The organism is Corynebacterium jeikeium, assembly GCA_003955985.1.
GTDB classification, from domain to species: Bacteria; Actinomycetota; Actinomycetes; order Mycobacteriales; family Mycobacteriaceae; genus Corynebacterium; species Corynebacterium jeikeium_D.
The window spans coordinates 936,664-949,047 of record CP033784.1; the positions used below are offsets into that span (position 1 = coordinate 936,664).

Below are 12,384 nucleotides of genomic sequence, written 5' to 3' on the forward strand. Positions count from 1 at the left end.
AAGGGTAAGTCGCTGAAGGGTAATCGGGTAAGAGGAACTACTTATTCTTCTTTTTCTTCGGCCACTTCAGCGCCGAGGGGATAGAGAACCTCGATGACCTTGAGCCCTTCTTCGAGTCCTCAGAGGTGTTGGATTTAGCCGGTAGCTTTCGTTCAAAGTCCGACCAATCCTGGGGAAGCGGGCCCAGAGATGCGCGAGTGGAGCTGATAAGAATGCCACCGAGCTTGCGATTGGCGGAGGCCCCAACCACGGCGCCAATTCCAAATGGCAAAATCTTACCGATGATGGCCAGACGAGCGTTCTTCATCAAGCGCTTGCGTGCCTCGCGAATCAGCAGGCGGTTTGCTGCACCCAGCTGCGGAACGCCAAGCCGTGGCAGTAGAGAATTCACGGAAGTTTTGGTCTGCTTCCGCAGCGATTCCTCGCCAAGAAGAGAGGCCATAATAGCTGTCCCCTCAGAACCACTCATGGCCGCAAGAATCAGCGTGCGACGGCGTTGCGGATCGGTGATGTCAATATTGCGCAGGGTCGCTGAGGCCAGTGTGTACCAGGCTGATGCTTCCAGAAACAGCAGAGATTCACCGGTAACCGCAGCCAAGCCCGTAATCATGCCGACGCCGGGGAGAACCGCGCTGCCGCCGGCGGCACCACCGGTGCCGGTGACCAGGTTGAGGTAGTGGGAATCAATACGTTCCTGTACCTGCGCCGGAGTTTCATCTTTTTTGCGCTTGTGTAGGGAACTGACGTACCCGGTGATGGCAGACGACTGCCAGCTCATGGTCTTATCCAGGGTTTGGATAAGAAGGGTTCCCAGTTTTCCGGCATCACGTTCGATCGCTTCGGGGGTTGAGTTCACCGCATCAGTTACTGTGCGAGTTGAATCCTTCTTCGTCTTTTGGAACAAAGTAGTAGACCTCCTAAACGGGTCCGTTGAGAGCCATATGCCCATATAAACACTACTGAGCTGTGGGGAAATTCCGTAGTCGGTGGAAAAATAGACAGGTGTACGGCGATTAACACAGTCGATAGAAGGATGAGGCTGGTGAACGATGTCACGCGGGGTGCCGCATTGCCTCCCGAGTACTCCCAGCTTTTGGCGGACTTTCCTCGGTTTTCCGCAGATGTTATGCCTCACGACGGCGCTGCCGAGTGGCACCTTTCTACCGAAGCTGTAGCCGCCGGAATTGAGGCTGGGAGAAAGCTGTTTCCCATGCCCGAGGTTGCGGGGGATACCCGTTTCCAGGCCCAGTTGTGGTGGTGGTCCATGTGCGGAGCATTGGTAGGGCCATCGCTGGCATGCGTGTTGGTGTCCGATCGAGTTCCGGTGTGGCAGTGGTCTTCTTGGTTCGCCTTTCTCCGAGATGACTATTGGGTTGGGTTCCAAGCTCAACAGTTTGAAAGCATTTCCGCTGAGGATGCGGATGAGCTGAAGGATTCCGGCGAAGCACTGGCTCATTTCTTGGATCCGTTGGCTCAGGTTGTTGGAGAAGTCGGGGAAATCAAGCCTGCCCCTCTTTGGGCCGTGGCTGCCGATGCCGTAGCTAACGCCGCAATATCCGCCGGTAATGAGCTGATGGAGCCCTGGCGCGGAGCGCTTATTGGCAAACATGTCGTTGAGGGAATACAGCGAGTACATCGGGTCCCTCTTCCTCGTTTCATGGATTCCTGCGGAGGCGAGGTGCTCCCCTGGGATGAAGCTGCTGCTGAGGCGGGAGAAGAACCGGACTTCGATGTAGTTACTCACCTGGAGAGAGCTACTTGCTGCATGATTTATCACAGCCCAGATGCCGATCTGTGTGTCTCCTGTCCAAAACGTTCTCGTGAGGAACGCCATCAACTCTGGGCACGCTACTGAGCGCTCTGTTTTCGAGAATCGACAGCTGGCGGCCTGCTCCTCAACCGACCGCGTTGGCGGCTTTGCAGCAGCACGCACTCTGCCGGCGCGATCTTTCGCAGCAATTGCCGGGGGCATGAGCCACCCCATGATTGCGCGTTTGTCGCTACGATTGGCTGCGGGTAGAGGCCAATTATCTTTCAAGGGAGGATTCCACCCATGAGCTTTTTCGAGCAGATTGCTGCGGCACTGGACCGCGAGGGCATTGAAAGCCGTGTCAACGATGACACCCTCTTCGTTCCCATTACCTCTGACCTGGAGGTTCAGTTCGTCACCATTGATGAGGACATCCCGGCTGCCGAAGTTTACGTAGCCGCTGCCGATGTGGATGATGAGGACGACGAGTTCGAAGCTGTTCTGGTCTCCGCTGTATTCTCCGTCGAAGACGCCGTCGCGGCAGTCGCCCACCATGTAGCTACTGACCAGGTTGTTGGCCTGCTGCGCACTCTGCTCGATGGTGATGATGACCGCATTGCTGACCTGGAGTTTGAACAGGACCCCGAAGAGGCAACCTTGGTCACCTCCGAAGTTGGTACCTCCTCGTTGGTTCAGGTTTTGGTAACTGCCCACAACAACGAGCCCAGCGCACACGTCCGCTTCATCTCTCAGGACGCGAACTTGGACGACATTGTCGACCAGGCCATCGCAGAGTTTTGGGACTCGGACACCGAAACGGTTCTCACCGATGATGACCGTCGCAAGATGTTCGCTGACCTCTACTCTGACATCCAGACCTTGCGCAATGAGGTTCTGACGCTGGGCACCTTCAAGGACTTTGACAAGCTGATGGATGTCCTTGCGCTCGTGGTAGACCGCGCAGAGGAATGGGAAGATCAGCTGGCACCCGTCGATGACGGGTACGCGGAGTATATCTACTCTGATCACGTTGCCTCCTTGGACGGGGATGATGATGACGATGACGACGATGATGACCTCTATGACGATGGCGACTATGACGACGAGGACGACGAAGAAGGCGACGACAGCGAGTAGCCGTACTGTGGCAGCACTGTGAACAGTGCTAAGCCGCTGATGGGCGAGAAGAAAAGAGCTCGTTAGGACACGGCAGTGGCCGCGCGTCCCTGGTGCCAATCCAGCTATAACGGCGCCCGGGGAGTGCGAGGTCAGTGCCGTTTTCGTGTATCTTGCTGCAGTCCTGCGCACGATGGAGTGCCTCAGCCACAGCCCGAGTACGTCGGCGGTTTTCTTCCCGCGTCCGATTCGAACCGCCAATTCCGCGGAGGACTACCTCCGATGAGGATTCCACCTTGACGGAAACGGAGTACATGAACATGGGCTCATCCTTCAGGATGAAGTATTCCGCGTGCACGTCGGCAAGCTGAGAGACCAGTGCGCGAGGAAGCGCTATCCGTGACGCGCGGACGGTGACCACAGGCCCGTCGGGAAGCGAGAAGGTGTGATCTAGCGCGCCGGGCGAATGCCTACGGCCGATGGTGGGGTGGCAGAGGATTGTGCGGATGAGGTCGAGGTCTTCGAAACATTCTGCACGGTAGGTAGCGGATAGTCGGGGAAGAGCTAGGCGGCGATGAATGGGAAACTCGTCTGCTGTGTTCATGGCTCACAAGTTATCGAACACCCCGGACTCACATTTTCGAACATATAGAACTAATGTTCGAGATATGTTTAGCATCAATTGGCTACCCAAGTGGGGGTAGTCAATTGGCTAGGTGCCTGGTGTTATTGCAGGGACATGTGGGGTTGTGGAAACGATTCGATAACGACTTTTGTAAAAGTCCAAGAGTCTGAGAAAACGCTATTTCTGGGGGTGGGGTGGTGGATTAGTGTGGGGGATGGTCCTAAAGGAAAACTAAAAATTTGAAAGATTCGTCTCAATGAAGCACGCAAGAAGTCGAATGGCGGTATCGGCTTTCGCAGCACTTTTGTCCTTGGCAGCCCCGGTCGCGGCACATGCTGTCGTGGTTGGCCCGGGTGACCCGATTCGAACTCCCATGGAGGGAAGCCCGTGGGATGGGCACCGAAATGTCAACTCGCCGATGTGTTCGGCGGGTGTTCCTGGGACGGTGACGGACCGCAATGGGGAAAAGCATCGGGTCATGTTGACCGCAGGGCACTGTGTGAATGATGCTCCGGATGTGGGTCTGCCAATCGTTACCGGTGAGGTGTATGTGCCAACCACCGAAGGCGATAAGCGCATTGGTACGACAGGTGCTCACCGTTGGGAAGTGCCGCAGGAAGATGTCGGACTGGAGTCGTTGCCGGCGGCCTTTAATGGTGCAGACTATGGAGTAATCAACCTTGATCCGGACGTAGAAACTACCGGCGCAAGTTACTCCATCGATGAAAATGGTCAGAGCTACGGGGAGCCTGTAGCGATGACTGGCATTCAAGACAATGAAGATCTGCCGCGTGGCGAGGTCTCCTTCGATAATTTTGGCAAACCTATCTGTAAGGACGGCATGCGTACTGGACGTGCCTGTGGCTATCAGGTATTTCGGGCTCGAAACGGCATTTGGACGGTTGGTATTGGCGTTGACCATGGTGACTCCGGCGGAAATGCCTATGATCCGACCACTAACGAAGTTATTGGCGTAAATTCGATGACCTTCGGTCCGGTCTCGCGTGTGATGCCCGCGGATATTGCCATTCAGGAGGCCTACGGCATTCCCGATGGTCAGGTAAATGACCACTTCGAGGTATCGGATTCCACGGCTCAGCGCGACTCCTCCTACCGCACCCTCAATGAGGATATGGCGGCGGATCAGGAGTATGCCCGGGCGCAGGATTCGCAGGCTTCGCAGGAAGCTTCTGTACCGCAGTTAGCTGATCTTGTGGACCAGCTGCCGCAGTCACCGCAGCTCCCTGAACTGCCACAATCGCCCCAATTGCCACAATCGTCACAGCCGTTTGAGCTGCCTCAATTGGCAGAAATTCAGCTTCCAAGCTTTGAGGGCTAGCACCAGTCTGAGAATCTGACAAAAATCACCCCCGAACCGTTAAGAGAGCCAGAATCATCCAAGGCGGATGGTTCTGGCTCTTGCATTGCTGTTGAACAAACCTTTTGATGTGTAATGCGCGTGCCGTGAAGGCGAATGAACGGTTCCTCGACTGAGAATTTCACCCTAGGTTCCATTTTTGGAGAGCTTTGTAAAGGTGTCCCTAATACACTGAGTGGGACAAGTTTTCTGTACAGAAATGGAGTATCGCACACTATGGCCAGTTCAAAGAAGGTCGCCACACTCACGGCTGCACTGTCGGTAGCTGCGGGTGGCTTTGTGCCCGGAATCGCGGTAGCTGAGGCTGCACCGGCAAACTCGGATGTTGTCATCGGCCCGGGCTCGCCGTTGCGAATGCCGTTCCCGAGCAGTAAGAACATCGACGGACGGCATGTTCAGTCCCCGATGTGCTCTCTGGGAGTTCCCGGCACCGTTGTGGATCAGAATGGCGTTTCGCATCGTGTCATCATGACTGCCGGTCACTGTGTTGTGGCGAAGGATACTGAAACCGGCGAAGAGGTCACCGGCCAGTTCTTCATCCCAACCAAGGACGGCGACAAGCTGGTCAACAAGGACTACATGGGCACCGATATCATGCCGGAAGAGGGTGACTTCGACGAAAACACCACTATGCCGGAGTTCTTCAACGACCTCTTCAATAGCGGTGACTACGGCATCATTGAGGTTCAGGACGACATCAAGACCACCTCTATGTCCCACTCTGTTGATGAGTTCGGCAACGTCCACGGCGAGCCGGTTCAGATCGTCGGTATCGAGGACAAGCGCACTCTCGAGCCGATGGAGATTTCTGTCGACAACTTCGGTGAGCCTGTGTGCACCGACGGTTCCCGTACCGGCCGTGGCTGCGGCTTCCAGGTCTTCCGAGTCCGCAATGGTGTCTGGGCTATCGCTCCGATTGACCACGGCGATTCGGGCGGAAACGCTTTCAACCCGGAGACTCGCGAGGCCATTGGCGTTAACTCCATGGGCATCGGCCCGCTGAGTCGCTTCCAGCCGATTGACGTTGCTCTTGAAGAGCAGTACGACATCCCGGACGGCCAGGTCAACGAGCGCTTCAAGGTAGAGACCTCCACTGAACCGCAGTCCGAGTTCCGCACGATTGACGAGGACTCCCAGTACACCAAGCAGCACGTCCCACAGGAAGAGCCGGAGCTGGGCCCGATTGGCGAGCTGCTCCCAGAGGGCGTCGAGGTCCCGCCGGAGATTGCCGACATCATCTCGGAGAGCCCGTCTCTCCCGGAGCTGCCGATTCCGGAGCTGTCGGGTGCGACCGCTCAGGCAACGCAGGCAGCCAGCAACATTTCCTCGCAGGCGAACCTGCCGAGCCTGTTCTAATCAGGTCACCGCAGTCTCGTAGATAGGGCGTTCGCTTTACGACGCTCCGTCCAACCCCCTATTCCGCCACAGTGGCGGGGTAGGGGGTTTGCTTTCGTTAGTCAATCGGCTTTGCGTGAAGGTACTCGAAGAATGTGTCGGGAACGGGATGTTCAAGGTGAAGCTTCATTGTGACAACATTCGAGTCTTTTCCCTTAACCCCCTTCATTTTTGCTTGCTGGGGATCACTTGGAGTGGCTTCGCCAAGGTAGGTGAATCCTTCATCTGGTAAATCATCCCTGCGTACAAACAAATGGATAGGGAATTTATGTTGGATGATGCTCTGGACTTCCTGACTCTTTAGCGTCCTATTCGAACGTGTAAACCAACGCATCGTCGAATGGTCAATGAATTCATCCTCGTATGCGATGCGAGGAGCAAGCCCTTTGTGCTTTCGGTAGTTTACAAAGATTGGAATCGTCTGCGAGTGGGAATCGATTTTGTAGCCGTTAAGCGTTCCTGACTGATCGGATTCGAGTCGTAACAGGCGGGAAACGTCCTTCCTCGAGTAGCGGTGATTGCGACGAAGCGCGCCTGCGAAATAACCATTTTCTCGGGATCGGAAAAGAGCAGTTTGAATAATGTCGTCGACATGCTCTCGAAAACTGTTTGGATATGACGTGTCCCACTGGTTGTACAAAGCCAAGAATTCATCAGTCAGTCTGTACCGCGAAGTTTCGTCATCATAATGGACCAAACTGATTTCCTCGTAAGCCCGCTTCGGATAAAACTCGAGGTTGAGCACTCGTTCGACAACAGAGAGATCCTGGTCGCTATTGGAAACACTCTTAGTGCCGAGAAGATCTGAAAACTCTCCACGCGTAAGCGAACCATGTTTAATAAGCTGCTCAAGTAGAAGCAGCTCTTGCGGTTGCTTCCCAGGTAATAGCTCGCGGGACAAAAACTTCAAGTATTCACTTTGCCTTTGCGTCGGCTCTGTTTCGGCTTTTCCCACTCGGTGAAGGAGCTCCCAATAATTCTTGGTGCGTCTGGTCGAGATCACTACGGGATCAACGAGGTCGAACCGTGCAAAATCCATTAGTCGCGGAACTCGGTTAAGGCGGTACTGAAGTAGTTGAATATCCTTCTTAAATTCAGCAATCGTGTCTAGCGAGGCAGTATCAATGGCCTTAAGGATCTTTTCTTTAGCGATTTCATCGAAGCTCACAGTCGAGCCTGATGGGATAGGGGATGGGTCAACGACTTTGCCCTTCATGTTCGACTTATTTCTAGAAGAATCGCCGAAAAGAGCCATTGGAATCAGGTAATTGTTCTTGTAATTTCCGATGAAATCAATTACTCGGAGATGATCCTTTTCCGGGGCTTTGCGAAGGCCTCGCCCCAGCTGTTGCGTAAAGATGATGCTTGACTGCGTGGCTCGCAGCATTACTACTTGGTTGACTGCTGGAATATCAATGCCCTCATTGAAAATGTCAACAGTAATGATGTAGTCAAGTTCGCCTGCAGATAACTCCGCGACGACAGCATTTCGCGTTGAAATTGAGTCCTCGCCAAGAAGAACTTTCGTTCGCAGCTGCCGCCCAAAAAGCTGCTCTTGGTTGAGTTGCTCGGACAGCGCTTTCGCTTCGTCTTTCCGACTGCAAAATATGAGTCCCTTAACTCCTTCAGGAAACCCATAGACACGGAGCTTCTCCAAGAGATAGTCGATACGATCTTTAGCGACCAAGGCCTCAATGGAGGCGGTTTTGTCACCGATAGCCCGCTCTCCATCATCAAAATCGGTGACACCGAAATAATGGAATGGTGCAAGCATGTCGGCTTCAAGGGCGGCTTTCAGCCGGATTTCGTAAGGAACGTTGAAATCAAAGAGCCGAAAGATGTCTCCTGAATCTGGACGCTCGGGTGTCGCTGTTAGGCCGAGAACAAACTCACTGTTGAAGTATTCAAAGACTGGCTTGTAGGAATTAGCAACGCCACGATGAACCTCATCGATAATGATGAAGTCAAAGGCATCAGGAGAAAAGGTCTTGTATGTCGATTGGGAGTACAGGGATTGCACTGAGGCAAAAAGGTATCGTGCATCAGTTTCTTTTTTCCCACCAACTAAAAGGCCAAAGTCTGTGTCTGTAAGATCAGTGCCGGAGTAGGCAAGTACTTTCTGGAACTCCTTCATTGTCTTTTCCAGAATTTGTTCCCGGTGGGCAACGAACAAGACGCGCTTGGCCTGTGCTTCTTTAACTGCTAGTGCAGCAAGGATCGTTTTCCCCGTGCCGGTAGCGGAAATTATGAGGCCTTTCCGCTCGCCTGACTGCCTCAAGTCAGCGATATTCGACAGCGCCACTTGCTGCATTTGATTAGCGATAATTGGGCCGTCAGGCAACAATTTGGTGCTCGAGTTTTTCCAACGTGGAGGGATGCGGCGCTGTTCGTACTCATTGACCCATTGGTGAGTTAATGGAATGCAGCGCTTACGTTGCATATCAATGGCCGTCTCAATTTGGAACGTGATATCGCCATTTTGGTGACTCGAAAAGTGTAGATTCCATTCTTCGTTTTGTTGCAGCGCCTTCTTCGTTAGGTTCGCACTCCCAACGATGGCTGAGAGCCCGATGTCGTTGTAAAAGAGGTATCCCTTAGGGTGAAATCCGCGGTGATGATCATCGGGGTAAATATAAACATTGAGTCCCTTAATCTGAAGGAGTTCCCTGAACATCGATGGTGTATTGAAGTCAAGGTAGGTCGAAGTAATGATCGTCTTTGGGCCAGAAAACTCAAGGAGTTCATTCTTCAACATGGCCAAGGCTTCTGCGGAAATGAAAGCAACCGAAAAAACAAAGCCTGTTGCAGTGCCAAGCTCCTCGCGGAGCGCATTGTACATAGTGGCGGACTCATCATTTCGGATGAGCCGAGGATTGTATTTTTTGTCGGCAACGAATTTTTTATCGATGAAGCCGTAGCGTAGGTCTCCGACCAGGGAATTCATCATTGTTTTAGCATACTAAATGCACCCTGCGTCGCTTGTATTGATTACTGTTCGTTTACAAGAATGTCGACTGTAGGGATGTCCGCTGGCGCCCAATCAACGGAATAAAGCTCGGCCGGTTCTAACCAACGATATTCAGTGTGCTCCGTTAGCTTGATTTTGGGAGAAGAAACGGAACAAAAGTATGTCGCAAGTGAGATAACGGCGAAGTCATACTCATGGTCGACAGTGAGAATGTGGTTCCCAATCTCAGCGTCAAGTTTTAGCTCTTCTCTTAGTTCACGGGCTAGAGCCTCACGAGGGGACTCGCCTTCTTCGATCTTTCCACCGGGAAATTCCCAATAGTTTTCCATCGAGCGACCTGGGCCGCGTTGGGCGGCGAAGATTTTTCCTTCGTAGGTAAGAACGGCACCTACAACTTCGATTCGTTTTTTCATCTCAACTCCGCGTTCTGTCATTGCGCCTCATTCTAGTAATCGTCACTGTTTGCAGATCGGGCTATGGTGAACTCTTGGGCTTCTTATTTTCGCTTTTGCACAGTAGAAAGGACCGTTACCTTGTCAGCTTCCCGTTCGCGCGACCTGCTTCGTCGTAAAGCAAAGTGCGAATCTCAGCCGGATATCGCATCGGAGGTGGGAAGCAAACCACAAGGTCTGGATCCTCGGCAGGGTGAATTAGACGGGACTAAACAGCCGATTCCGCGAGAGATTTGGATTCTGGTCAGCGCTGCGTTCATCATTGCGCTGGGCTTCGGTCTGATTGCACCAATCTTGCCGCAGTACGCGCGCAGCTTCGATGTGGGGGTGTTCGCGGCCAGCTTCGTGGTCAGTTCGTTCTCCATTTTCCGGCTAATCTTCGCGCCGGCATCGGGCTCACTGGTAGAGAAGCTCGGATATCGGCGCACGTACCTAACCGGCATCAGCATCGTCGCGCTCTCGACTTTGCTTGTCGGTGTTGCGCAGACATATTGGCAACTGCTGGCGTTTCGTGCGCTCGGAGGCATCGGTTCGACGATGTTTACGGTCTCGGCAATGGGGCTGATTGTGCGGATTTCACCGCCGGAGATCCGCGGTAAGAGCTCGGCCGCCTACGGCACAGCCTTCCTGTTGGGCAATGTCTTTGGCCCAATCATTGGTGCTGCAATGGGCGCATGGGGCATGAGGGTGCCGTTTTTCATCTACGGTGGCGCGCTGATTGTGGCAACGATTGTGGTCGGCATGTCGCTGAGTGCGGAGCATCTTCGCCATGTAGTGCCCAAGCGCACAACCCCGGTGCTGAGGTTCTCCGAAGCAATCCGTGACTCGGCATATCGAAGCGCACTAGTCGGAGCCTTCGCCAACGGTTGGTCGAACTTCGGCGTGCGCGTCGCGATTGTCCCGCTGTTCGCCGCGGCAACGTTTTCCCATGTTGGCGCCCCAGAACCGGGCAGCGATGGGGCAGTAGCCGCCACTGCCACAGCTGGTTTCGCGCTGACGGCCTTCGCGCTCGGCAATGTCACGGCACTGCAGTTTTCCGGCCGTCTTTCCGACCGCATCGGCCGTCGTCCACTGCTCATCACAGGCCTGTTTATCAACGGCGTGTTCACTGGCGCAATCGGATTTAGCAGCGGTGCCATTCCGCTACTGATTCTCTCCGTCCTCGCGGGCTTCGGCGCTGGCATGATCAATCCATCGCAGCAGGCTGTGCTTGCCGACGTCATCGGCGCCAACCGCCAAGGTGGAAAGGTGCTCGCCAATTTCCAGATGGCTCAGGACTTCGGAGCGATTTCCGGCCCGCTGATTGTCGGCGCAATCGTGGATGCCGCAGGGTTCAAGGCCGGTTTCTTTGTTTGCGGTGTCATTTCGCTGGTCGCAATGGTGGGCTGGATCTTCGGGCGCGAGACTCTACCAGCCCACTCGTCGAACAGCGGAGCCAAACAAGCCGAAGCGAAAACAGCTTAAGCAGAAGCGGATTTGCTAGTTTCCTTGCCTTCATCGAGCTTTCGGCAAATAGCCACGTAGATAGCGCCAGTAATGTTATGCACCACAGCGGCCACCGCGCCTGGAAGCGCTGCCTCCGGGGTAAAGAACTTCGCTGCCATACCGGAGGACAGGCCAGCGGACTGTGTACCGACCTCCACGGCCACCGTGCGCTTGCCCGCAGTCGGCATCCCCACCAGCTGGCCTGCAAAGAAGCCGAGCACGTAGCCCAGGACGTTGTGGATGATCACAGCCACAAACACAATCAGGCCAATGTTCGCCAGGCTCTCAGCGTTCTTGGCCACGGCACCGAAGACCACGCCACCGATACCGAGAATGGAAATCCACGGCAGAATCGGCAGGATCTTGTTAATAAAGGTATCGGCCACAACGCGAATAACCAGGCCACCAACCACAGGCAGGAGGACTGTCTGGCAGAGGCTCCACGCCATCCCGAGGCCGTCGACCTCCGTGTGCGCGTCGGCAAGCACGAGCATGAGAAACGGCGTCATGATTGGCGAAACTAGCGTCGACACGCTGGTCATAGCGACGGACAGCGCGACGTCACCGCGTGCCAGGTAAGCGATGACGTTCGACGAGGTGCCGCCGGGGACGGATCCCAGCATCAGCAGGCCGACGGCGAGTGCCGGGTTGAGCCCGAGGGCTTTCGCCACGGCAATCGCTAGCAGCGGCATGATGACAAACTGCGCAATGACGCCGAAGAGAATCGCCAACGGGCGCTTAACGACCTGCTTAAAGTCCGGGATGGTCAGGGTGAGGCCCATCGCGAACATGATGATCATCAGGAAGTACGTGATGTAATCCGTCAGCGGAGTAAACGGGGCGGGGAAGAAGAATGCCAGCGCCGAACCCGCCAAAATAAAGCCCGGAAATCCGAGAACCTCAATCATTGCCGAGAGCTTCGACGGCTCCTTATCCGCCTGCCCGCCATTCCCAGAAACCTCGTCGGGAGAATGTGGTTTTAGCGGGGGCTGCCGGGGCGACGACGGCTGCGGTTCAGATGAATTACTATTGCTGGGCATTTTCGAGCGACCTTGGGTTTATACGTTGTGTAGTTGCAAAAGTCCGCCGAACGGTGGGTGTTCCACGGCGGAAAATAGCTGATATGTGTACAAACTTGTAGGGAAAATGTTAGCCACCTCACCCCAGGAAATTACAAAATAGGCACCCCGAAGTGGGTGCAATGCGCTCGCTTAA

Annotated in this window: 10 protein-coding genes; 5 read left to right on the top strand and 5 right to left on the bottom strand. The window is 54.5% G+C overall.

The window, feature by feature from the left end; genetic code table 11:
* Positions 1-37: 37 nt before the first annotated feature.
* Positions 38-904 carry a hypothetical protein gene (locus EGX79_04145; protein ID AYX81446.1) on the bottom strand — a complete coding sequence of 289 codons (867 nt, stop codon included), beginning with the start codon at positions 902-904 and terminating at the stop codon, positions 38-40.
* Between the two features lie 138 nt (positions 905-1,042).
* On the opposite strand from EGX79_04145, the gene EGX79_04150 reads away from it, so the two are divergent.
* On the top strand, positions 1,043-1,855 hold the full coding sequence (locus EGX79_04150) for a (2Fe-2S)-binding protein (GenBank protein ID AYX82715.1): 813 nt from the start codon (positions 1,043-1,045) through the stop codon (positions 1,853-1,855).
* A 198-nt stretch (positions 1,856-2,053) separates the two neighbouring features.
* Complete coding sequence (locus EGX79_04155; protein AYX81447.1) at positions 2,054-2,887, top strand: hypothetical protein; 834 nt, start codon at positions 2,054-2,056, stop codon at positions 2,885-2,887.
* A gap of 28 nt (positions 2,888-2,915) precedes the next feature.
* On the opposite strand, the gene EGX79_04160 is transcribed toward EGX79_04155, so the two are convergent.
* Positions 2,916-3,470: a hypothetical protein gene (locus EGX79_04160; protein AYX81448.1), complete on the bottom strand. Its 555-nt coding sequence runs from the start codon at positions 3,468-3,470 to the stop codon at positions 2,916-2,918.
* Positions 3,471-3,768: 298 nt separating this feature from the next.
* On the opposite strand from EGX79_04160, the gene EGX79_04165 reads away from it, so the two are divergent.
* A complete protein-coding gene (locus EGX79_04165; GenBank protein ID AYX81449.1) occupies positions 3,769-4,830 on the top strand; it encodes a hypothetical protein in 1,062 nt (353 codons plus the stop codon).
* A gap of 135 nt (positions 4,831-4,965) precedes the next feature.
* Entirely contained in the window at positions 4,966-6,225 is a 1,260-nt protein-coding gene (locus EGX79_04170; GenBank protein AYX81450.1) for a hypothetical protein, read from the top strand.
* 97 nt (positions 6,226-6,322) lie between these two features.
* Here EGX79_04170 and EGX79_04175 read toward each other — a convergent pair whose 3' ends face one another.
* Positions 6,323-9,211 carry a DUF3427 domain-containing protein gene (locus EGX79_04175; protein AYX81451.1) on the bottom strand — a complete coding sequence of 963 codons (2,889 nt, stop codon included), beginning with the start codon at positions 9,209-9,211 and terminating at the stop codon, positions 6,323-6,325.
* 41 nt (positions 9,212-9,252) lie between these two features.
* Positions 9,253-9,645: a (deoxy)nucleoside triphosphate pyrophosphohydrolase gene (locus tag EGX79_04180; protein ID AYX82716.1), complete on the bottom strand. Its 393-nt coding sequence runs from the start codon at positions 9,643-9,645 to the stop codon at positions 9,253-9,255.
* Between the two features lie 120 nt (positions 9,646-9,765).
* Here EGX79_04180 and EGX79_04185 point away from each other — a divergent pair, with 120 nt between their 5' ends.
* A complete protein-coding gene (locus EGX79_04185) occupies positions 9,766-11,148 on the top strand; it encodes an MFS transporter (protein ID AYX81452.1) in 1,383 nt (460 codons plus the stop codon).
* Here the strand turns inward: EGX79_04185 and EGX79_04190 are convergent.
* A complete protein-coding gene (locus EGX79_04190; protein AYX81453.1) occupies positions 11,145-12,209 on the bottom strand; it encodes a bile acid:sodium symporter family protein in 1,065 nt (354 codons plus the stop codon). The genes EGX79_04185 and EGX79_04190 overlap by 4 nt on opposite strands.
* Positions 12,210-12,384: the final 175 nt, after the last annotated feature.

Excerpts from the sequence above, each read along its gene's own strand:
- EGX79_04175 (AYX81451.1), bottom strand. The coding sequence starts at position 9,211 with ATGATGAATTCCCTGGTCGGAGACCTACGCTACGGCTTCATCGATAAA.
- EGX79_04190 (AYX81453.1), bottom strand. The coding sequence starts at position 12,209 with ATGCCCAGCAATAGTAATTCATCTGAACCGCAGCCGTCGTCGCCCCGG.
- EGX79_04180 (AYX82716.1), bottom strand. The coding sequence starts at position 9,645 with ATGAAAAAACGAATCGAAGTTGTAGGTGCCGTTCTTACCTACGAAGGA.
- EGX79_04160 (AYX81448.1), bottom strand. The coding sequence starts at position 3,470 with ATGAACACAGCAGACGAGTTTCCCATTCATCGCCGCCTAGCTCTTCCC.
- EGX79_04165 (AYX81449.1), top strand. The coding sequence starts at position 3,769 with ATGGCGGTATCGGCTTTCGCAGCACTTTTGTCCTTGGCAGCCCCGGTC.
- EGX79_04155 (AYX81447.1), top strand. The coding sequence starts at position 2,054 with ATGAGCTTTTTCGAGCAGATTGCTGCGGCACTGGACCGCGAGGGCATT.
- EGX79_04170 (AYX81450.1), top strand. The coding sequence starts at position 4,966 with ATGAACGGTTCCTCGACTGAGAATTTCACCCTAGGTTCCATTTTTGGA.